This is a genomic window from Rhizobium sp. 268 (assembly GCF_036571585.1).
Lineage (GTDB): Bacteria > Pseudomonadota > Alphaproteobacteria > Rhizobiales > Rhizobiaceae > Rhizobium > Rhizobium redzepovicii.
Map to the genome: position 1 here is coordinate 457,747 of NZ_JAPPSO010000001.1, position 21,442 is coordinate 479,188.

Here is a 21,442-nt window from a genome sequence, read left to right on the forward strand (position 1 = left end):
TTGATCAGACGGGCGAGACAGATCGAGCAATGGGCACTGCGCATCCTGTGCGCGGCGACGTTGGTTTTTGTCGCATTCGCCCATCAGGCTCCCGTCGCCGGTGAGTCCGGTCCGACCGAACTCGCGCAATATGTACTGCCCGATGGAACGCTGCCGTCGCTTTGCGTCACCGTCAGTGACAAATCCGATCAAGGCCAGCACGACAAAACCCATTCGCATGGTTGCGAGGCCTGCCGGATCGGCGCCTCGACCCTGCTGCCGGCGCCGATGGATGTCGCCGGTGCTCCGATACCCTTTGCGGTCGCGGTCGAACTGCCGATCCGGGCCGAAAGCTTCCCTCGCCGGCTTTTCCCGCCCAATACCGGTCCCCGCGCTCCGCCTTCCGATCCGATCCTCGCCTGAACCTCGTGTTGCGGCAGGCGCCGTGACGCCTTTCAACGCCGGCCGAACTGCTTCCCGCAGCCGGCCGCGGATACGGATCCATCCTCATGTCGACTATCACTGCCGCCGGACCGGCGGAGGACGCCGCCAGCGGCGTTTCGCTCTACCGCGCCATCTGGCGCTGGCATTTCTTTGCCGGGCTTCTCGTCATACCCTTCATGCTCAATCTGGCCGTGACCGGATCGCTCTATCTTTTCAAGGACGAGATCAACAACAGCTTCTTCGGCTACCGTTATACCGTCCAGCCCTCCGGCCAGGCGCTGCCGGCCGAGCGGATCGCGGAAATCGCCACCGCCGCGGTGCCGAGCTCGGCGGCGACCTCCTACAAGGAGCCGGCCGGACCTGAGCGATCGGCCATCGTCACCGTCGCCAGCGATGCCGGCACGACGCTGGTCTTCGTCGACCCTTATGCCGGCAAGGTGCTCGATGTGGTCGGATCGACCGATGAGTTCAATTATGTCGTCAAGCGCATCCACAGCCTGGCCTATTTCGGCGGTATAGCGAACCGGCTGATTGAGATCACCGGCGGCTTTGCCATGGTGCTCGTCGTCACCGGCATCTATCTCTGGTGGCCGCGCCGCCAGACGGGCGGTGTCGTCAGCGTGCGGGGAACGCCGGGCCGCCGGGTTTTCTGGCGTGACCTGCATGCGGTGACGGGCGTCTTCGCCGGGGTGCTGATCTTCTTCCTGGCGATAACAGGCATGCCATGGTCGGGCTATTGGGGCGCAAACGCCAATGCCTGGCTGACCGAACACGGCCTCGGCTATCCCGTCCAGCTCTGGGACGACGTGCCGAAATCGCAGAAGGTGACCGAGGACATCCTGCCGAAGAGCGGCTGGATCGTCGAAAAGGCGCCGGTTCCGCTTTCCGATATCGCCGCAGCACAATCGGCCAAGCCGATCGGTCTCGACAAGGCCGTGGAGATCGCCAGGCGGCTGGGCATGGCGCCGGGCTTCGACGTGGCCATTCCCTCCGACGAGACGGGCGTCTATACCGCCTCGCTCTATCCCGACGATCTGGCCAACGAACGCACCATCCATATCGACCAGTATTCCGGCAAACCGCTGATCGATATCGGCTTCAATCAGTATCCGTTGCTCGGCAAGGCGATCGAGTGGGGCATCAATGTCCACCAGGGACAGGAATGGGGGCGTTTCAACCAGTTGCTGATGCTCGCGACCTGCCTGGCCATCGTGCTCAGCTGCGTGAGTGCCGTCATCATGTGGTGGAAACGGCGCCCGGCCGGCCGGCTCGGCGTGCCACCCATGCCGCCAAAACGCGCGGTCTATTACGGCCTGTGGCTGATTACCACAATCTTCGCCGTCGCCTTCCCGATGAGCGGGCTCGCCATTGTCGCCATGATCGCCTTCGACCAGATCGTCGTGCGCTTCGTGCCCGTGTTGAAACGCGTTGTCGCTTAAGGGAGACCATTCGATGAGGATGATCATTGCCCTTCTAGCCTGCATGCTTTTCGCATCCATGGCAGCTGCGGACGACGATCCGCAGCAGGCGATCCCGGCAAGGCTGAAGCTGATGTTCGAAAGGCTTGATAAGCCATTGGACATCGCCCCGGTCGTCGTCCAGGCCGATTGGGCGATCGCCGGCTGGCGCCAAGCTGGGCGCGGCGGACGCGTCTTGCTGCAAAAGACGCATCATGGCTGGAGCATCTATCTCAGTAGCGGCGACAGCCTGAAGGATGCGGGGACGCTGGAGAAAATCGGCCTCCCGGCAAGTGACGCGGCCGGACTGGCTGCGAAGCTGAAAGAGGCCGAGACAAGCCTTGATCCCTCCGCGCTGGCACTGTTCTCAAGCTTCGAGGGCACGGTCATGATGATTAACGCGGCGTCAAACGGGGCGGGTGGCCATGAGGGCCACGCCCAATAACACTATGTTCTAGCGCTTGAGCCGCGCTTCGATTTCCCGGTCAAGGGCGAATTTCAGCTCGTCCTTGACGCCGACCGACATGGCCAGCACCTCGCGGGCCTTGAGGAAATCCATGACGCCGGTGCGGCCGACGGCCGGGCGCAGGAAGATGTGCGGCTGGCAGAGCTTCAGCTTCAGCGTGATCGCCGTCTGCATCATCAGCTGGCCGGAGCCGAAGATGCTCTCCATGCGGTTCGGAATATGGGTGCCGTCGCCTTCCGGCGCGCCGACGACATCGATGCCGATGACGATATCGGCAAGATCCATCAGCGGTTCATAGGGCACGGGATTGCTGATACCACCGTCGATCATCACCCGGCCGCGCAGGCGCACCGGCATGAAGACGGCGGGAATGGCGGAAGACGCGGCGAGTGCCGGAAACAGCTCACCTTCTTCGATGATGACTTCGTTCTGCCCGTAATAATCCGTGGTGATGACCTTCATCGGCACCAGCAAATCCTCGAAGCGGGCCGGCAACTCGGCCGGCAGAAAGGCTTTCAGGATCCGCTCCAGATTGAACTGGCCGATGCGGATGCCCTTGGCCACCGCATCGCGCACCGTCGCCGGCCGCAGGCCCCAGATGCGTGCAACGACCGCCGTCTTGTTGCCGACGGTCGTCAGCGCATGTTCGCGGATTTCGGCTCCCGACATGCCGGCGGCCATGCCGGCCCCCATGATCGCGCCCATCGACGAACCCGATATCGCCACCGGGCGGATGCCGAGTTCGTCGAGCGTCTCGATGATATGGATGTGGGCAAGTCCGCGCGCGCCACCGCCGCCGAAAGCGACGGCGACCGTTGGAAGATCGCTGATCGCAGGCAGTTTCGGACTGATGATCTCTGCCTGCTGCACGCCCCGCCCCCGCTTATTGCGGCTGATACCGGAAGAAATGTACCCTCGTATCGCCAAAGATGCGGTTTTCGAGGAAAACATAGGAAGGATGCACGGATACGACAATATCGGCGCGTTCCTCGAGCACCGCGATCGCGCCGGGCCTGAGCCAGCCGCCGCCGGCCGCCGCCGCCATCGCCTTTTCGCCGAGGCCTTTGCCATAGGGCGGGTCGGCAAACAGCATGTCGAAAGCTTCGAGATTGCCGACGCTGCCGAGATCGGTCGCATCGCGGCGCAGGATGCGCGTGCGGCCGTGCAGGCCGAGCGCATCGATGTTTTCCCAGAGCAGCGCCCTGCCCTCGACGCTGTTTTCGACGAAGAGCGCGTGACGACAGCCGCGTGAAACGGCTTCGAGACCGACCGCGCCGGTTCCGGCAAAAAGGTCAAGGATCCGGGTGCCATCGACGCATTCCGGATAGGCATGGCTCAATATATTGAACAGGCTCTCGCGCGTCCGGTCGGCAGTCGGCCGGATCTCGTTGGATTTTGGCACGGCGAGAGGCCGCCCGCGAAATTCACCGCCGACGATCCGCACCGCGCGTCATTCCCTTTCCTTTTCCACTACCTCTGGACGGCCCGCCCGCGGGCCTGTCGCCGCCCGGTCTGTCGCCGCCTGATTTGGCGTCCTTCGGCTTACCGGAAAAATTCTTGGCCGCGCCCGGCTTGGCGCCAAAGCCCTTGCCGCGCGGCTTATCGCCCGAAGACCGGCCGCCCGCAGATTTGTCGCCGAAGGATTTCTCGCCACGCGGACGCTCGGAGCGGCCTTCGCCGGCAAAACTTCTGGCTGCGCGCGGACGTTCATCACCGTCCTCGCGCGGCCTGCGTTCACCCCGCGGCTTATCGCCGAAGGGGCGGTCGCCACGCGAAGGACGATCCCCGAAAGGCCGGTCACCGCGCGGACGCTCCGAACGGGCCTCACCGGTGGAGGATCTGGCGGCACGAGGGCGTTCGTCACCATCGCCACGCGGTTTGCGATCCCCGCGCGGCTTGTCGCCGAAGGGCCGGTCGCCACGCGAGGGACGATCACCGAAAGGCCGATCGCCGCGCGGACGCTCGGGGCGGCCTTCACCGGCAGAGCTTCTGCTACGCGGACGTTCGTCACCCCCTTCACGGGGCCTGCGGTCGCCGCGGGCCGGGCGGTCGCCAAAACCGCGCTCTTCACGGCCCGGACGATCCCCGAACGGACGCTTGCGGCCGCGGGCTTCGCCTTCATCCTTGCGATTGGGCTGCTCGCTCGAGCGGATCCATTCGCCGTCCTCTTCGCGCACCCGATTGATCTGTGTGCGCGGGCGATCCTCGATATGTTGGGAACCGCTGCTTTTTGCCGGCACCTGCTCGCCGCGCCGGCGCGCGGTCTGCTCATTCTTGGCAGCTTTCGCCGCAGCTTTTTCGCCGAGCGGCCGGGCGCCCGGCGCCATCCAGACATTGGCGCTGCGGCGCTGGCCGAGCGGCTGGGGACGTTTCGGCTTGTCGTCGTCGAAGCGGCCGCCATCGCGGCGGTCGTCATCTCTACGCCCGCCACCGCGGCGATCGTCGCGCTTGGTGTCGAGGCGGCTCAGCGCCCGTTCGCGCTTGTCCTCGTCGCGGCGCGGACGCTGCTCGCGCCTTTCCGGTACTGGGGCTTCAGCCCCTTCCTCGGCGGCAACCGCCGGCGCGTTATAGATCGGCGCATCGAAATTCGCCTTGGCTTCCTCAATCAGGCGCGGGCCGAGCTGGTCGCGAAGCGTGCGGCCGCGCACTTCGATGACATGGCCTTCCGGTAAGTCGCCGAGCTGGAACGGGCCGTAGGAGATGCGGATCAGACGATTGACGTCAAGGCCGAGCGCGCCCATCACGTTCTTGATTTCGCGGTTCTTGCCTTCGCGAAGACCCATGGTGATCCAGACGTTCGAGCCCTGCGTGCGGTCGAGCGTCGCCTCGATCGAACCGTAGAGCACGCCGTCGACGGCAATGCCGTCCTTCAGCTTGTCGAGAGCGTCCTGATCGATGTCGCCATGGGCGCGGACACGGTAGCGGCGCAGCCAGCCGGTCGCCGGCAGCTCGAGCGCACGGGCAAGACCGCCGTCATTGGTCAGCAGCAGCAGGCCTTCGGTGTTGATATCGAGACGGCCGATCGACATGACGCGCGGCAGTTCTTCCGGCAGGTTGTCGAAGACGGTCGCGCGGCCTTCCGGATCGGCATTGGTGGTCACCAGCCCGGCCGGCTTATGATAGAGCCACAGCCTGGTGCGCTCGATGCCGCGGATCGGCACGCCGTCGACCTCGATGCGATCGGCCAGCGTGACGTTGACGACAGGGGTGTCGAGAACCGCGCCGTTCAGCGTCACGCGGCCTTCCATGATCATGCGCTCGATGTCGCGGCGGGAGGCGACGCCGGCGCGCGCCATCACCTTGGAAATGCGTTCGGCCTTGGCCTCGCCTTCGGTCTCGGCCGCGATCGCAGCCTTTGCCGGCTTCGTGCCGCCCGACTTCGCGCCGGCCTTCGGCCCGCTGTCGCGTGAAAAGGGCTTTGCGCCCGGGCGTTTTGGCTTGTCTTTGGGTGTCATTTGTTGTTTGCCTGCCTTTTGGGCCTGTCTATCAGGTCACGCATCTGCGGTTAAGTGGAAATTCTTGCGATCGTGAAGACAAATCGTTTCATGGAGATGGCGCTCGAAGAGGCACGCGCCGCCGGAGACCGCGGCGAGGTGCCGATCGGCGCCGTCGTCGTCATCGACGATATTGCCGTTTCGCGCTCGGGAAACCGCACGCGCGAGCTTAATGACGTGACCGCACATGCCGAAATCACCGCGATCCGGCTGGCCTGCGAAGCTCTCGGCCAGGAGCGTCTTGTCGGCGCCGATCTTTATGTGACACTCGAGCCTTGCACCATGTGCGCGGCAGCCATCTCGTTTGCGCGTATCCGCAGGCTCTATTACGGCGCCGAGGACCCGAAAGGCGGCGGCGTCGACAATGGCGTGCGATTTTATGCGCAACCGACCTGCCACCACGCACCGGAAGTCTATTCCGGCTTCAACGAGGTGCAATCGGCCGATATATTGCGAACATTCTTCTCGCAAAAGAGAGAGGCGCCGTAGTCTCTACAGCGCCTCGCGTCTATTCAGGCAGATAAGGAGACTATTGCAGGAAGTTCCACCACTGCTTGCCGCTGTTGGCGATCGCCGCATCCTTCTTGCGCTTCTTCTGCTTCTTGAGTTCGGGCTCGCCGACATCATCGAGCTTTGCCGGGTCGTCGACGGTGCGGTAGCCGGGCGGCGGATCGGAAATATAGCGGCGCTGATCGACATAGGAGCCCTTCTGCAGGGCGCGGGCTTCGCGATAGGCCTTGGTCTGGGCTTCGGTCGTACGCCGGCCGCCCTCGATGGCGGAGCTTGCCAGCGGCGAGCGGTAATTCGGATTGTCGGAGTTGGCGTCGGCTTCCCCGACCAGGCGGGCGCGGGTTTCCTCCGGCGATTCAATCCACTGCGGATTGTCCTTGTTGGCGACGGTCGGCTGTGGCGCAACGAGGGTTTCCCTCTGCGCCTGGGCCGGCAGCACCAGCGTCGGGCGCGGCGTGTATTTGACGCCCTTGTTCTTCGGGTCCGGCCCGGTCAGCGACACGGACTGGCCGAGATCGTCGGTCAATTGCTCCATGGCGGTCTTGTCGGTGCCGTAGGTCGGGCTGCTGGCGCAGCTGGAGACCAGGGAGCATCCCGCCATGACAACAGACAGGCAGGCGCCCATACGGAACCAATGCGTTGCGAACATGAAAACCCTTCCAGCCACCGGTGCAATCGTTGCCCTACCGGACAACCGTCCCCCTGACGCAAAAATCCGGCCATTTTCAGGCAGCTTTTACCGGATGAACCGCGAAAACGCAATTCACCCGGCAATATTCTTCACGCGAGCCGGGCAAGCTCGCGAAGCGCGGCAGCGTCACGGGCCGAGACATCGGGATATTCCGGATCGGAACCGACATCCCTGGTGATGCGCCAGGAGCGGGCGCATTTTTGGCCCTCCGCCAGCTTCGGCACGACGCTGACCAGAGGCACCTCGGCAAGGCGGAAAGCCTCCGCCGGGCCATCGCCGGCCGCAATCTCGATTGCCGAGGTGATGCAGACTTCGGTGAAGTCCTGGCCTTCCAGCGCCTTCATCAGTTCCGGATCGGCGATGTGGACGACGGGAGCGGCTTCCAGCGAAGAGCCGATGCGCTTGTCCTTGCGCTCGATTTCCAGGGCGCCTGTGACAACCGAGCGGACAGCGCGGATCTTCTTCCACTTCTCGGCCAGGGCATCGTTGCGCCATTCCTTGGCAACAGGGGCAAACTGCTCCAGATGCACGGAAACGGCGGACGGGTTGCGCGACAGCCAGGCCTCCTCGGTGGTGAAGGGCAGCATCGGGGCAAGCCAGGTCACCATGCAATCGAAGATCTGGCGGATGACATGCAGGCTGGCGCGCCGGCGCAGGCTCGACGGCGCGTCGCAATAGAGTGCGTCCTTGCGGACATCGAAATAGAAGGCCGAAAGCTCGACATTGGCGAAATCGATCAGCGCACGGGCGATCTTCTTGAAATCGAAGGCATCGTAATTCTCGCGCACCAGCTCGTCGAGTTCGGCAAGCCGGTGCAGCATCAGCTGCTCCAGTTCCGGCAGATCGGCAAAAGCGATCTCCTCGCCCTTGTCGTGGGCAAGTGTGCCCAGCATCCAGCGGATGGTGTTGCGTAGCTTGCGATAGGCGTCGACATTGGTCTGGATGATCGTCTTGCCGACGCGCAGGTCGTCGGCATAGTCGGAGGTCATCACCCACAGACGCAGGATGTCAGCGCCGGCATCCTTCATTACTTCCTGCGGCGCGGTGACGTTGCCCTTCGACTTCGACATCTTCTCGCCCTTCTCGTCCATGGTGAAGCCATGGGTGAGGACGGCGTTGTAAGGCGCGCGGCCGCGGGTGGCTGCCGATTCCAACAGCGACGAATGGAACCAGCCGCGATGCTGGTCCGAGCCTTCGAGATAGAGATCGGCCGGCCACTTCAGGTCCGGACGGTCCTCCAGCGTGAAGGTGTGCGTCGAGCCGGAGTCGAACCACACGTCGAGGATATCCATGACCTGCTTCCAGCGGGAATGGTCATGGTCGTTGCCGAGGAAGCGCTCCTTGGCGCCATCGGCAAACCAGGCGTCGGCGCCCTCCTGTTCGAAGGCTTCGAGGATACGGGTGTTGACGGCTTCATCGACCAGGACCTCGCCCTCATCGTCGGCAAAGACGGCGATCGGCACGCCCCATGCTCTCTGACGGGACAGAACCCAGTCCGGGCGGCCCTCGATCATGGCGCGCAAGCGGTTCTGGCCGGCGGCGGGCACGAAGCGGGTGTCGTCGATCGCACCCAGCGCGCGCGAACGCAGCGTCGTGCCGTCGGCAAGCGTCTTGTCCATATAGACGAACCATTGCGGCGTGTTGCGGAAGATCACCGGCTTCTTCGAGCGCCAGGAATGCGGATACTGGTGCTTCAGCCGGCCGCGGGCAAAGAGCGCGTTGCGTTCGATCAGCGCCTTGATGACGCGGTCGTTGGCATCGCCCTTCTTGCCGTTGTCGTCGATGACGCGGGCGCCTTCGAAGCCGGGGGCGTCCGATGTGTAGAAGCCGCCGTCGTCGACCGGGAACGGGATCTTGGTGTCGATGCCGCGGGCCTCAAGCGTGCGGACAGCCGACATCCAGGCATCAAAGTCTTCGCGGCCGTGGCTGGGCGCCGTGTGCACGAAACCGGTGCCCGCATCGTCGGTGACGTGATCGCCATCGAGCAATGGCACTGGGAATTCATAGCCGCCGTCCAGACCCTTGAAGGGATGCGCACAGGCCATCGCTGCGAAGTCGGCCGCGGAGACATCGCTCAGGCGCTTGTACTGCAGCTTGGACTTGGCAAAGGACTCCTCAGCCAGTTTATCGGCAAAGATCAGCTTTTCGCCCGGACGCGGACCAAAATCGTTCTCGGCGGCCGTCACCTCATAGAGGCCGTAGGAAACACGCGCGGAAAAGGAGACCGCGCGGTTGCCGGGGATCGTCCAGGGCGTCGTCGTCCAGATGACCACGAACGCATCCTTGAGCGCAGCCGGACCTTCGACGACGGGGAATTTCACCCAGATCGTGTCGCTCTCATAGTCCTGGTATTCGACCTCGGCCTCGGCCAGCGCCGTGCGCTCGACGACCGACCACATGATCGGCTTGGAGCCGCGATAAAGCTGACCGCTTGCGGCGATCTTCAAGAGTTCGCCGGCGATGCGCGACTCCGCGTGGAAGTTCATCGTCGTATAGGGATTGTCGAAGTCGCCCTCGATGCCGAGACGCTTGAACTCTTCTGCCTGGACCTTGATCCAGCCGGCGGCGAATTCACGGCATTCCCGGCGGAATTCGTTGACCGGGACCTCGTCCTTGTTCTTGCCCTTTTCGCGGTACTTTTCCTCGATCTTCCATTCGATCGGCAGGCCGTGGCAATCCCAGCCGGGCACGTAATTGGCGTCGTAGCCGCGCATCTGGAACGAGCGGTTGATGACGTCCTTGAGGATCTTGTTCAGCGCGTGGCCGATGTGGATGTTGCCGTTGGCGTAGGGCGGGCCATCGTGCAGCACGAATTTTTCGCGGCCGGCGGCAGAGGCGCGCAGTTTCTTGTAGAGACCCATCTCCTGCCAGCGCTTGACCAGCTCCGGCTCCTTCTGCGGCAGGCCGGCACGCATCGGGAAATCGGTTTCGGGCAAATAGAGGGTCTTCGAATAGTCGATCTTTTCGGCTGTGTCGGTCATATCGGGACAATCGTTTCTGGCGGCCCAGGAAGGGGCGCAACGGCGTGAAAAAGCTGGTGACGGAAGCGCTCATATCCAAGCGCCAAAAACCCGGACCTCCCGGCCGCTTAGCGCGCGCGGAAGGCCGGGCCGATAATTCGCATCATCATTGCCAGCCGATATTTTGTCATCGCGCCGGTTCATAGGCGTTTTTGCCGGGAAAAGGAAGAGGCCGGCTGCCACAACGGAAGCAATTGAAGATGGCGCCAAATGCGCATATATATTGGGGCAAGTGGCATAAAGGTCATTCAGGGCAATGCTTGGTTTTCTTCAGACACCAGAATCGATGACTATACGCGAGCGCCTCGAGATCGCTTCGCACGGCTCCGTCCAGGTTTATGACGGAGCAATGGCATTGAAATTGACAGAACTCGGCTTTTCCGTGGAGGAAATATATCGTTTCGTCGCACCGCGCCGAACTCTGGCGAGACGCAATGCGAACGGCGAGCCGCTGACGGTCGAGGAAAACGACGGCGCCTTACGCATCGTGCGGATCGCGGACATGGCTAAGCGCATTTTCGGCGACAGAGCCGTTGCGTTCGATTGGCTGCGCAAGCCCAATCGCGGCATGGACGGCATCGCGCCGATCGATCTGCTGGAATCGGAAACCGGCGCCCGCCTCGTCGAGCAGGCCCTGCACCAGATCGACCACGGGATTTACGTCTAGGCCATGATCTTATGGCGTATCTCGAATTATGCCGATCTTTCCGGACGCGGCGGGCTGCTTGCACCGGGACGATGGCATCATCAGGGAATTCCCGTCGTCTATTGCTGTGATCACCCGTCGACTGCGCTCCTCGAAATTCTGGTACAGGTCGACCTGCATCAAATTCCGAGAGATTTTCAGCTCCTGAAAATCCGTTGCCCGGATAACATCGAAGTCTTCGATATCGGGATCGATCCTGCTGCGATCAACCAGACCAGCCTGACGCGCGACCGTGGCAACAAATTACTGGAAGACAATGAATTCTGTCTCCTGCGCGTCCCATCGGCAATCATGCCAGAGGCCGCGAATATTCTTATCAATCCGCGTCATCCGGACGCGTCGCGCCTGACGATCGAAAAAACGATCCGCTATCCTTTCGACAGCCGGCTATTGCGCTGAGGAAAAGCAGAGTTTCTGATCAAGCGCGCCGAGCGGCTTGACACCTGCAAGCAGCGCCCTCGCCTCTTCCTCATCGCGCTTAATCTGGGCGACCAGCGGATCGAGGCCGTCGAATTTTAGCTCGGGGCGGAGATAGCCGAAGAAGGAGACGGAGCAGAGCTCACCGTAGAGATCGCCGCTGAAATCGAAAAGATAGGTTTCGAGCAGCGGCGCGCCGTTCTCCGTCACCGTCGGGCGGCGGCCGTAGCTCGCGACGGCGTCGTGCAGCGTGCCGTCCTGGCGGCGGAAGCGGACGGCGTAAATGCCGGCAGCAAGTTCAACCTCCGGCGGCAGGCGCATGTTGGCAGTGGGAAAACCGAGCTGGCGGCCGAGCTTTTCGCCGTCGATCACCTCGGCCTCAACCGTATAACGATAGCCCAGCATGCCGGCGACTTCGCTGACGCTGCCTTCTTTCAGCAGCGCGCGGATATGGCTCGACGAGACGACATCGGCATTTTCGTCGCGGAAGGCATCGATCAGGGTGACGCCGAAGCCATAGGTCTGGCCGGCATTCATCAGGAAGGCCGGACCGCCCTCGCGGCCGCGGCCGAAATGGAAATCGAAACCGGTGACGACCTCAGAGGCGCCGAGCCAATCCTTGAGGATCGAATGGATGAAATCATCGGCCGAGCGCTGCGAGAACTCGTAGTCGAAGGGGTATTCGATCACCGCGTTGAAGCCCAGCGTTTCCAGGATGCGGGCCTTCAGCGGCGCAGGCGTGAGGCGAAAGACCGGGGTCTCGGGCCGGAAGACCGTGCGCGGATGCGGCTCGAACGTCAGCACCAAAGCCGGGATGCCGCGCGCCTTGGAGATTTCGAGTGCGCGGTTGAGCACCGACTGGTGGCCGCGGTGCACGCCGTCGAAATTACCGATGGCAATGACGCCGCCCTTGAGATGGGCGGGCAAGGGTTCCCGGGTTTCATTGCGGTGGAAGACGGTCATCGGCTGGCTTCTCTTTATGCAAGGCGTGTCTTCATGCAAGGCGGGGCATCCACCACTTCGGCGCGGCGTTTTCCCGATCGAGATAGGCGTTGAGGATCGCCTCGTCGGTCTCGCCGTTCAAGGTGTATTCCCGGGCGTGGATACCGCCGCTGATGTAGAGAAGGTCGAGGCCATAATTCAAGGCGCCGCGCACATCGGTCGGCATGCCGTCGCCGATTGCCAGCACGCGCTCGACGGGGAAATCGCCGCGAAGCTCGCGGGCAGCGGCCAGCGTCGCCTCATAGATCGGCCGGTGCGGTTTTCCGGCGATGCGAGTGCTGCCGCCAAGCTGCTCGTAATAGGCGGCCATGGCGCCGGCGCAGGGGATGATGCGATGGCCGCGCTCGACGACGAGGTCGGGATTGGCGCAGATCATCGGCACCTCGCGGGATTTGAACTCCAGAAGCATGTCGGTGTAATCCTCCGGCTTCTGGGTCTCATCGTCGAAAAAGCCGGTGCAGACGAGCGATTGCGCTTCTTCAGCCGGCCGGCGCTCGACATCGAGGCCGTCGAGCAGCGGGCTGTCACGCTCGGGGCCGAGCAGAAAGACCGTCTTCGGCCCTTCGGCGATCAGCCGGCGCGTGACGTCGCCAGAGGTGACGATCCGGTCATAGGCGCCGTCGGGAACGCCGATCTGGCGCAGTTGCTCGACCACCTGCCAGGAAAGGCGCGGCGAATTGGTGATGAGGACGACGGCGACGCCGCTGGCGCGGGCCGCTTCAAGAGCTGCGGCCGCCTTCGGAAACGGATCGACGCCATTGTGAACGACGCCCCAGACATCGCAGAGCACCACGTCATAGTGAGCTGTGATTTCCGAGAAGTTTTCTATCCGCCTGGCCATTCCGATTTCCCGATTTGCTTCAGTCACCGGTGACATTGCAAAGGCGCAAGGCGATGGCAAGGAATTTTCTTTGCCGTTCGCCCAGCATGCCGGTTTCGGCGGCAATCTCCGCAATTCTCCGGCCTCTTCACAATTCCGGCACAAAAATTCGTGATTGCTCTCATTGACTCCTCTCGGAGCCATCCCTAAATGCTCGTCGCTAGCACTCACTGCAAGGGAGTGCTAACATCTATCCATGTGGGCCGCTCCGGCCCGCGAATGTCATTCGATCGAGGGATTAGACAATGGCAAGCACCAACTTCCGCCCCCTTCACGACCGCGTCGTTGTTCGCCGCGTTGAGTCCGAAGCCAAGACCAAGGGTGGCATCATCATTCCCGATACCGCCAAGGAAAAGCCGCAGGAAGGCGAAATCGTCGCCGTCGGTTCCGGCGCTCGTGACGAGTCCGGCAAGGTCGTCGCACTCGACGTCAAGGCTGGCGACCGCATCCTGTTCGGCAAGTGGTCCGGCACCGAAGTCAAGATCGACGGCGAAGACCTTCTGATCATGAAGGAAGCCGACATTATGGGCATCATCGGCTGATCAGCCGCTGGCCTTTCCGACGTAGCCGACGGGTCCCAAAACCCGGACACTCGAATTGAGGAGTTTCAATCATGGCATCTAAAGAAATCAAGTTTGGTCGTACCGCGCGCGAAAAGATGCTGCGTGGCGTCGACATTCTCGCCGATGCAGTCAAGGTAACGCTCGGCCCGAAGGGCCGTAACGTCATCATCGACAAGTCCTTCGGCGCTCCGCGCATCACCAAGGACGGCGTTTCCGTCGCCAAGGAAATCGAACTCGAAGACAAGTTCGAAAACATGGGCGCCCAGATGGTCCGCGAAGTTGCTTCGAAGACCAACGACATCGCCGGCGACGGCACCACGACTGCAACCGTTCTTGCCCAGGCGATCGTTCGCGAAGGCAACAAGGCCGTTGCAGCCGGCATGAACCCGATGGACCTGAAGCGCGGTATCGACCTCGCTGTGGCCGACGTCGTGAAGGATCTCCAGGCCAAGGCCAAGAAGATCTCCACCTCTGAAGAAGTTGCACAGGTCGGCACGATCTCGGCAAACGGCGACAAGCAGGTCGGTCTCGACATTGCTGAAGCCATGCAGAAGGTCGGCAACGAAGGCGTCATCACAGTTGAAGAAGCCAAGACCGCCGAAACCGAACTCGAAGTCGTCGAAGGCATGCAGTTCGACCGCGGCTACCTCAGCCCCTACTTCGTGACCAACCCGGAAAAGATGATCGCCGACCTCGAAGACGTCTTCATTCTCCTTCACGAGAAGAAGCTCTCGAACCTGCAGTCGATGCTTCCGGTTCTCGAAGCTGTCGTCCAGACCGGCAAGCCGCTCCTGATCATCGCTGAAGACGTCGAAGGCGAAGCTCTTGCTACGCTCGTCGTCAACAAGCTGCGCGGCGGTCTCAAGATCGCTGCCGTCAAGGCTCCTGGCTTCGGCGACCGCCGCAAGGCCATGCTCGAAGACATCGCCATCCTGACCGGCGGCACCGTGATCTCCGAAGACCTCGGCATCAAGCTCGAGAGCGTCACGCTCGACATGCTCGGCCGTGCGAAGAAGGTTTCGATCTCCAAGGAAAACACCACGATCGTCGACGGTTCGGGCGCCAAGTCCGACATCGAAGGCCGTGTTGCCCAGATCAAGGCCCAGATCGAAGAAACCACCTCCGACTACGACCGCGAGAAGCTGCAGGAACGCCTTGCCAAGCTCGCTGGCGGCGTTGCCGTCATCCGCGTCGGCGGCTCGACTGAAGTCGAAGTGAAGGAAAAGAAGGACCGCATCGACGACGCCCTCAACGCGACGCGCGCTGCCGTTCAGGAAGGCATCGTCCCCGGCGGCGGTATCGCACTCCTGCGCTCCTCCACGAAGATCACCGTCAAGGGTGCAAACGACGACCAGGAAGCCGGCATCAACATCGTTCGCCGCGCCCTGCAGTCGCTGGTTCGCCAGATCGCTGAAAACGCAGGCGACGAAGCCTCGATCGTTGTCGGCAAGGTCTTGGACAAGAATGAAGACAACTACGGCTACAACGCCCAGACGTCCGAATTCGGCGACATGATCTCCATGGGTATCGTCGACCCGCTCAAGGTCGTTCGCACCGCGCTGCAGAACGCTGCTTCTGTCGCATCGCTGCTGATCACCACCGAAGCCATGATCGCCGAACTGCCGAAGAAGGATGCCCCTGCCGGCATGCCTGGCGGCATGGGCGGAATGGGCGGAATGGACATGATGTGATAGGCGAAAGCCTGCACTGATCACCATTCCGGCATCCGGAATAGGAAGGGCGGCCCTCGGGTCGCCCTTTTCTTTTGCGCTCAAAGCGATTCGGTCCGTTGCGCGCAATTTTATGGCGCGTTGCCGGCTCCTGCCCCGGAAACTTGCGCGAAACTTGCGTTGGCGCGTTTTTTCAGGCCGCCGGCCTCGGCGCGGGAATGCGGTGTTGGGGCGCCATTTCTGACCTCATATCGAGTGGAATGGTATCCAAATCGCGCGAAATTGATGTGTCGGCGCGGCTTTCCCGCTGGATAAGGCGAGAGTGGCGGCATCCCAGGGGAAAATGCCGATCCGAACACCCCTTAAAAAGCCGTTGCCGTTTGTTCAAAAGCTCCTATAAATCCGCGCTGCAATTGAAGTGCGCCTACCAAACGGGCGCGAGAGACGATCCTTGACGTTCCGCCGGCCCGAGGGCCGCGGCAACAATCGCCGGTAAAAGCACGGGCATCATGCCTGCTGCTGCGTGATCCTGTTTTTGTGTTTACCGAGCGTGCGGCGGAGGAGCTGCATCCGAACGGGGGAACGCCTTGTTTAAGATCGCCAAAGCCAATGCAGCCGTACCTTTGACACCCGGCTCGCTGGAGCACCACAATCAAAATGACGAGATGGTGGCTCAGTTTTCGATTTCCGAGGCCTGGACCGGAGATTTGTCGAGCGGCATGCTCCGCCTCGGCGAATGGAGCGCGATGCTGCACGGCCTCTCCGCACGAGACTGCGGGCTATTGAGCCTGATCCGCTGCTATGACAGCAAGGACCGCGGCCACATCCTGGAGCTATTCGAGCAGGCGGCGACGCTCTGCTCCTCCTTCTGTTTTTCGACGACGATCATCATGCCGAACGGCTTGCGCCAGCCGCTCTTCTGCATGGGCGAGTCGAACGGGCTCGAGGAAAAATACAGCGGCAGCATGGTCGGCGTCTTTATTTTTCCGCGCTTCAAGCTCGAAGGCGCAAGGCAGATCACAAGTCCGCGATAAGACCACCCATGCAGAGCAAAAAGGCCGTCTCCGAGTTCCCCGGGGACGGTCTTTGTGTTTTCCGGCAGTCCCTACTCCGGCTTGACCGGAATGTTGAGCCCCTTCTCGCTGGCCGGACGGGCGATGCAGCGCTGCAGCCAGTCCATCACGGCGGGGAAATTCGCATAGTCGAGAACCTCGCGGCCGCCGTAGAAGATATCGGCGCCGCGAACCCAGGTGAAGGTGGTGATGTCGGCGATCGTATACTGATTGCCCATGATCCACTGCCGACCCTTCAGGCGGCCTTCGAGCACGCCGAGCAGCCGCTTGGATTCGTCGCGATAGCGCTCCACCGGATAGGAATTGTTGGCGACCTTGTCGGCGGCGAATTTGTAGAAATGCCCGAACTGGCCGAACATCGGGCCGATACCGGCCATCTGGAAAAACACCCACTGGATGCATTCATAGCGGCCGGCAGCATCCTCGGGGATGAGCTTGCCCGTCTTTTCCGCGAGATAAAGCAGGATGGCGCCGGATTCGAAAAGGCCGATCGGTTTACCATCAGGCCCGTTCGGATCGATGATCGCCGGAATGCGGCCGTTCGGGTTGAGGGATTCGAATTCCGGCGACTTCTGCTCGTTGGCGGCGAAGGAAATATAATGCGGCTCATAGGCGAGCCCGAACTCTTCGAGGGCGACCGATACTTTCACCCCATTTGGGGTCTGCAGGGAATAGAGCTGGATGATGTCGGAATTTTTCGCCGGCCAGCGCTTCGTGATCGGAAATGCGGACAGATCTGCCATCGGATTCTCCTTGTTGGGCGCCGACCATAAGAGACCGGGTGCGGCAAAGGCAAGCGGCCGTCCGCAGGAGATCGTTCCACATTATTGAACGAACTGTCCGCGTCTGTTTATCTATCCATAACGGAGGAAAAGAGCGACATAGGACGCATCCGAGGTCCACACGGTGCCGGGGCACCAAGATCTCCAGAGCCATTCAAACGGAGACTGCATCCATGTCGAACGCCATTATCCTGATTGCCCGCATCCTTCTGTCTTTCATGTTCGTCCTTTCCGGCTTCATGAAGCTAACCGATCCTGCCGGTACTGCGGGCATGATCGCAGGTGCCGGCCTGCCGGCCGCAACCCTGTTGGCCTATGTCGCAGGCCTTTTTGAACTGCTCGCCGGCCTTGCGGTTCTCACAGGCTTCCAGGTCCGCATTGCCGGCTGGCTGCTGGCGGGCTTCTGTGTCTTCACGGCGGTTGCCTTCCATCTGCCCTACGCAAGTGGCGCGGATCTCGTGAATATTCTCAACCAGATCATGGTCATGAAGAACATCACGCTTGCCGGCGCGTACATATTGCTCGCCACCGTCGGTGCCGGTGCCTATTCGATTGACGCCCGCCGCGGCGCCTATGCGACTGCCTGATCCAGCAGACATCCTCCCAGACATGAGAGAACCCGCCGTCATTGAATTGACGGCGGGTTTTCTTATGCATTGATGGCTAGATCAGAGGGCGGCGCGCACCGCGTCGATAATCGCCTGCACGACGGGTTCATCGGCATGGCTTTCCTTGCGGGCGCGCACAAGGCAGGCCTGCGAATGCAGGATAACGCCGTCCTGGAGCACCTTCAGATGGTTGGCGCGTAGGGTCGAGCCGGTGGAGGTGATGTCGACGATGATATCGGCCGAGCCTGAGGCGGGAGCGCCCTCGGTGGCGCCGAGGCTTTCGACGATGCGATAGAGCTGGATGCCGTGCTGGCTTGAAAAGAACTGCTGGGTCAGGCGCCAGTATTTGGTGGCGATGGCCAGGCGCCTGGAGTGGCGGGCACGAAAATCGGCAGCGACATCGCCGAGATCGGCCATGGTCTCGACATCCAGCCAGATCTCCGGCACGGCGACGACGACGTCGGCATGGCCGAAGCCGAGGCGGGCGCAGAATTCGACGCGCTTATCCACTTCGGAAAAACCTTCCCGCATCAGATCCTCGCCGGTGACGCCGAAATCGACAGTGCCGTTGCCGAGTTCGCGGGAGATTTCGGAGGCAGAGAGGAAGGCAACCTCGACATCGTCCCAGCCTTCAACGCGGCCGCGATAGGAGCGGTCGTTGCCGACAGCCGTGATCGGCATGCCGGCCCGCTCGAAGATCGCCGAAGCGTCGTCCTTCATCCGGCCCTTGGAGGGAAGCGCGATGGTGATGGTCATACGGCTGCCCTTTCGGTTTCGATGCGGTCGAGCCAGAAGGAGAAGCCGACAGCCGGAATGCGGTCCGTCGCACCGAGGAAAGTCAGGAGCCTATCGTAGCGGCCGCCGCCGGCCAGAACCGCGCTCGATCCCTCAGCCGTCACCTCGAAGACGAGACCGGTATAATAATCGAGCGGTCGTCCGAAGGCGGCGCGGTAGTGGAGACAGGAAAGATCGACGCCGGCATCGGCAAGGGCGCCGACACGACCGTTGAAGCGGGAAAGCGCATTGCCAAGTTTCAGGCCGGCAGCATCGGCAAAACCGGCCAGTGCTGCGGACGCATTGACGAGCGGTACGTCGAGCGACAGGAACTCTTCCAGCACATGGAAGGCTGCATCGTCGAGGCGCGTTTCGGAGAGGATGAGCTTTTCCTTGAGCCGCCGGGCGATCTCCAGCGGCGAGCGACCGGCATTGGTCGAATAGCCCGTCGCCTGCATTTCCTGCTCGAGATGGGCGACCAGCGCCTGCTCGTCGCCTGACGCAACAAGCTTGGCGATATCGTCGTCGAGGCCGGTGACGAATTGCGGGCTGACGAGACCGGCCAGCAACGCTTCCAGCTGCGTCATGTTGCCGAAGGCGTGGATCAGCCGCTTCTGCCAGCCGAGCGGCAGGCCGAGCGCCTGGACAACGGCCTCGAAGACCGCCTGGTCGCCCAGCGTCACCGACAGGCGCCGGCCCGGCAGCAGACGGGCGAGAATGCCGGTGGCATCGCCGATGGCGCGGGCATCGGCGCTCGGTATGTTGATATCGCCGAGATCCTCGATGCCGGCCTGATAGAACTCATTGGCGCCATCGCGGCGCTGGCGAAAGACCTCCCCGAGATAGGCGTAACGCTTCGGCGTGCCGGTCGCCGTCTCGATGTGGCGCAGACAGACGGGAATGGTGAATTCGGGGCGCAGGCAGAGGCTGGCGCCGGTTTCACTCTCCGTCATGAAGATGCGGCGACGCAGATCCTCGCCGGCGATATCGAGGAAAGGTTCGGCCGGCTGAATGACAGGCGTATCGATGCGCTCGGCCTTGCGGGCGTCGAATTCGGAAAGCAGGTCGTTGGCAAATTCGGGGAGGTTGATCAGGGGCATGGTGTCGCTCCCGGGAAAAGTCCCCTCCCCAACCCCTGCCCACAAGGGGGAGGGATTATCCCGTGGCGACCGTCGAAACAAATCGAAAGAACCGTCGAGGAAGCAGACGTTGAGTTGGGCACAGCGTCACCACTTGAAGCCCCTCCCCCTTGTGGGCAGGGGTTGGGGAGGGGTCTATTGCGCATCGCCCGCCCTCTTCCGATCCTCCGCCTGCGCCGCAAGGATTTCCCTCACCTTGGCGACCAAGTCGGCTTCCGGCGTCGTCTCCTGCGCCACGCGGGCTTCGCGCCAGCTGGCATTGTCCTCGATCTCGCCGGAGAGCCGCTTGCCCTCGATCAGATCCTTGATCTGCACCACACCGGTTGCGCGTTCGTCGCCGCCCTGGATGATGGCGACGGGGCAGCCGCGACGGTCGGCATATTTCAGCTGGTTGCCGAACTTCTTCCAATTGCCCTGGAACATCTCGGCGCGGATGCCGGCGGCGCGCAGTTGCTGCGTCATCTTCTGATAACGGCCCATCGCCTCGACGTCGCCATCCATGACGGTCACCAGCACCGGCTCGATCACTTCGCTGGCGCCAAGCTTGCCGAGGTTCTTCAGCGCCGTCATCAGCCGGGAGACGCCGATCGAAAAGCCGGTGGCCGGCACCGGCTGGCCCATGAAACGCGAGACGAGACCATCATAACGGCCACCGCCGCCGACCGAACCGAAGACGACCTTTTCGCCCTTTTCGTTGGTGACGTCGAAGCTCAATTCGGCCTCATAGACCGGGCCGGTATAATATTCGAGGCCGCGCACGACGGAGGGATCGATCTTGATGCGATCGGACTCGTAGCCTGCGCTCTTGACCAGCGCGCCAATGAAGTTCAGTTCCTCGACGCCTTCGCCGCCCTTCGACGTTCCGGCAACGAGTTCGGCGAGTCGGGCAGCGCTTTCGGCGTAGTCCTTGATGCCGACGAAGAACAGCACCTTGTCGATCTGCGCCTGGTCGAGACCGGCGCCCTTGGTGAAGTCGCCGGATTCATCCTTGCGGCCGGGGCCGAGCAGCAGGGCCACACCTTCGGGGCCGAACTTGTCGAGCTTATCGATGGCACGCAACACGTTCAGCCGCTGGCCGGCCTTGTCGTCGCCGCCGAGGCCGATCGCTTCCAAGACGCCGTCCAGAACCTTGCGGTTGTTGACGCGGATGACGTAGTCGCCGCGCTTGATGCCGAGCGCCTCAAGCGTATCGGCCATCATCATGCACATTTCCGCATCGGCCTGGACGCCCGGCGCGCCGACGGTATCGGCATCAAACTGCATGAACTGGCGGAAGCGGCCAGGGCCCGGCTTCTCATTGCGGAAGACGTAGCCGGCGCGATAGGTGCGGTAGGGAAGCTGGATCTCGTTGAAATTCTCGGCGACATGACGGGCAAGCGGCGCCGTCAGATCGTAGCGCAGCGACATCCATTGCTCGTCGTCATCCTGCAGCGAGAAGACGCCCTCGTTCGGCCGGTCGCTGTCGGGCAGGAACTTGCCGAGCGCATCGGTATATTCGAACTGCGGCGTTTCGAGCGGGTCGAAACCATAATGCTCATAGACTTCCCGGATCTTTGCCGTCATCTCGTTGACGGCGCGGATATCGCCGGCCGTCCGGTCGACGAAGCCGCGCGGCAGGCGGGCCTTGAGCTTTTGCGGTTTCTTCTGCTTGTCATTCATTTCCGGGAATTCCACTGACTGTGACAGTGGCGGTTTCCTAGCGGATTGGGCGGGGAGCGGCAAGAGCGAAGGGTCTTGAAGCCGCAAGCCGAATCGATTGAAGCAGAG

Annotated in this window: 21 protein-coding genes; 10 read left to right on the forward strand and 11 right to left on the reverse strand. The window is 62.3% G+C overall.

All coding sequences use genetic code 11. The features are described from left to right. The 3 genes from OS035_RS02400 to OS035_RS02410 all read left to right on the forward strand — a co-directional run bounded on the left by OS035_RS02400 (position 1) and on the right by OS035_RS02410 (position 2,325). Positions 1-402, forward strand: coding sequence for a hypothetical protein (locus OS035_RS02400; RefSeq protein ID WP_331813331.1), 402 nt, complete (start codon positions 1-3; stop codon positions 400-402). An 86-nt stretch (positions 403-488) separates the two neighbouring features. After that, the gene (locus OS035_RS02405) at positions 489-1,862 is read left to right on the forward strand and encodes a PepSY-associated TM helix domain-containing protein (protein ID WP_331813332.1); all 1,374 of its coding nucleotides are present in this window, start codon (positions 489-491) and stop codon (positions 1,860-1,862) included. A gap of 13 nt (positions 1,863-1,875) precedes the next feature. Further along, complete coding sequence (locus OS035_RS02410) at positions 1,876-2,325, forward strand: copper uptake system-associated protein (protein WP_097624004.1); 450 nt, start codon at positions 1,876-1,878, stop codon at positions 2,323-2,325. Positions 2,326-2,334: 9 nt separating this feature from the next. Here the strand turns inward: OS035_RS02410 and OS035_RS02415 are convergent, their stop codons facing one another. From OS035_RS02415 to OS035_RS02425, 3 genes are read right to left on the reverse strand one after another with little or no spacing between them, the layout of a single operon-like run. Next, positions 2,335-3,216, reverse strand: coding sequence for a patatin-like phospholipase family protein (locus tag OS035_RS02415; RefSeq protein WP_097624003.1), 882 nt, complete (start codon positions 3,214-3,216; stop codon positions 2,335-2,337). A gap of 13 nt (positions 3,217-3,229) precedes the next feature. Then, complete coding sequence (rsmD, locus tag OS035_RS02420) at positions 3,230-3,790, reverse strand: 16S rRNA (guanine(966)-N(2))-methyltransferase RsmD (RefSeq protein WP_097624002.1); 561 nt, start codon at positions 3,788-3,790, stop codon at positions 3,230-3,232. Continuing rightward, complete coding sequence (locus tag OS035_RS02425; protein ID WP_097624001.1) at positions 3,771-5,801, reverse strand: pseudouridine synthase; 2,031 nt, start codon at positions 5,799-5,801, stop codon at positions 3,771-3,773. Before OS035_RS02425 ends, rsmD begins: the two co-directional genes overlap by 20 nt. 90 nt (positions 5,802-5,891) lie before the next feature. Between OS035_RS02425 and OS035_RS02430 the strand changes: the two genes are divergently transcribed. Then, the gene (locus OS035_RS02430; RefSeq protein WP_331813371.1) at positions 5,892-6,329 is read left to right on the forward strand and encodes a nucleoside deaminase; all 438 of its coding nucleotides are present in this window, start codon (positions 5,892-5,894) and stop codon (positions 6,327-6,329) included. 40 nt (positions 6,330-6,369) lie between these two features. Here the strand turns inward: OS035_RS02430 and OS035_RS02435 are convergent, their stop codons facing one another. Both OS035_RS02435 and ileS read right to left on the reverse strand, forming a co-directional pair. After that, positions 6,370-6,999 carry a hypothetical protein gene (locus OS035_RS02435; protein WP_097623999.1) on the reverse strand — a complete coding sequence of 210 codons (630 nt, stop codon included), beginning with the start codon at positions 6,997-6,999 and terminating at the stop codon, positions 6,370-6,372. Between the two features lie 131 nt (positions 7,000-7,130). Further along, positions 7,131-10,022: an isoleucine--tRNA ligase gene (ileS, locus tag OS035_RS02440; protein ID WP_097623998.1), complete on the reverse strand. Its 2,892-nt coding sequence runs from the start codon at positions 10,020-10,022 to the stop codon at positions 7,131-7,133. A gap of 325 nt (positions 10,023-10,347) precedes the next feature. Between ileS and OS035_RS02445 the strand changes: the two genes are divergently transcribed. Both OS035_RS02445 and OS035_RS02450 read left to right on the forward strand, forming a co-directional pair. Next, positions 10,348-10,728 carry an antitoxin Xre/MbcA/ParS toxin-binding domain-containing protein gene (locus OS035_RS02445; RefSeq protein ID WP_239619830.1) on the forward strand — a complete coding sequence of 127 codons (381 nt, stop codon included), beginning with the start codon at positions 10,348-10,350 and terminating at the stop codon, positions 10,726-10,728. Between the two features lie 3 nt (positions 10,729-10,731). After that, entirely contained in the window at positions 10,732-11,166 is a 435-nt protein-coding gene (locus OS035_RS02450) for an RES family NAD+ phosphorylase (protein WP_097623996.1), read from the forward strand. On the opposite strand, the gene OS035_RS02455 is transcribed toward OS035_RS02450, so the two are convergent. Both OS035_RS02455 and OS035_RS02460 read right to left on the reverse strand, forming a co-directional pair. Then, positions 11,155-12,147, reverse strand: a complete 993-nt coding sequence (locus tag OS035_RS02455; protein ID WP_097623995.1) for a bifunctional riboflavin kinase/FAD synthetase — start codon at positions 12,145-12,147, stop codon at positions 11,155-11,157. The genes OS035_RS02450 and OS035_RS02455 overlap by 12 nt on opposite strands. Positions 12,148-12,178: 31 nt before the next feature. Further along, complete coding sequence (locus OS035_RS02460; RefSeq protein ID WP_097623994.1) at positions 12,179-13,027, reverse strand: TIGR01459 family HAD-type hydrolase; 849 nt, start codon at positions 13,025-13,027, stop codon at positions 12,179-12,181. Positions 13,028-13,311: 284 nt separating this feature from the next. Here OS035_RS02460 and groES point away from each other — a divergent pair, with 284 nt between their 5' ends. From groES to OS035_RS02475, 3 genes are all read left to right on the forward strand, one after another. Beyond that, positions 13,312-13,608 (forward strand): co-chaperone GroES, encoded by a 297-nt coding sequence (gene groES / locus OS035_RS02465; RefSeq protein WP_003545797.1) that lies wholly within the window; start codon positions 13,312-13,314, stop codon positions 13,606-13,608. Between the two features lie 71 nt (positions 13,609-13,679). Continuing rightward, positions 13,680-15,320, forward strand: a complete 1,641-nt coding sequence (groL, locus tag OS035_RS02470; protein WP_097623993.1) for a chaperonin GroEL — start codon at positions 13,680-13,682, stop codon at positions 15,318-15,320. A 566-nt stretch (positions 15,321-15,886) separates the two neighbouring features. Further along, positions 15,887-16,333, forward strand: a complete 447-nt coding sequence (locus tag OS035_RS02475; RefSeq protein WP_097623992.1) for a hypothetical protein — start codon at positions 15,887-15,889, stop codon at positions 16,331-16,333. A gap of 71 nt (positions 16,334-16,404) precedes the next feature. Here the strand turns inward: OS035_RS02475 and OS035_RS02480 are convergent, their stop codons facing one another. Beyond that, the gene (locus OS035_RS02480; RefSeq protein ID WP_097623991.1) at positions 16,405-17,115 is read right to left on the reverse strand and encodes a glutathione binding-like protein; all 711 of its coding nucleotides are present in this window, start codon (positions 17,113-17,115) and stop codon (positions 16,405-16,407) included. A 212-nt stretch (positions 17,116-17,327) separates the two neighbouring features. On the opposite strand from OS035_RS02480, the gene OS035_RS02485 reads away from it, so the two are divergent. Then, complete coding sequence (locus tag OS035_RS02485) at positions 17,328-17,741, forward strand: DoxX family protein (protein ID WP_097623990.1); 414 nt, start codon at positions 17,328-17,330, stop codon at positions 17,739-17,741. A gap of 81 nt (positions 17,742-17,822) precedes the next feature. Here the strand turns inward: OS035_RS02485 and hisG are convergent, their stop codons facing one another. From hisG to hisS, 3 genes are all read right to left on the reverse strand, one after another. Continuing rightward, positions 17,823-18,518, reverse strand: coding sequence for an ATP phosphoribosyltransferase (gene hisG, locus OS035_RS02490; protein WP_097623989.1), 696 nt, complete (start codon positions 18,516-18,518; stop codon positions 17,823-17,825). Continuing rightward, positions 18,515-19,636, reverse strand: a complete 1,122-nt coding sequence (locus OS035_RS02495) for an ATP phosphoribosyltransferase regulatory subunit (protein WP_331813333.1) — start codon at positions 19,634-19,636, stop codon at positions 18,515-18,517. The genes hisG and OS035_RS02495 overlap by 4 nt, the downstream gene beginning before the upstream one ends. 174 nt (positions 19,637-19,810) lie before the next feature. Then, positions 19,811-21,334, reverse strand: coding sequence for a histidine--tRNA ligase (hisS, locus tag OS035_RS02500; protein ID WP_097623987.1), 1,524 nt, complete (start codon positions 21,332-21,334; stop codon positions 19,811-19,813). Positions 21,335-21,442: the final 108 nt, after the last annotated feature.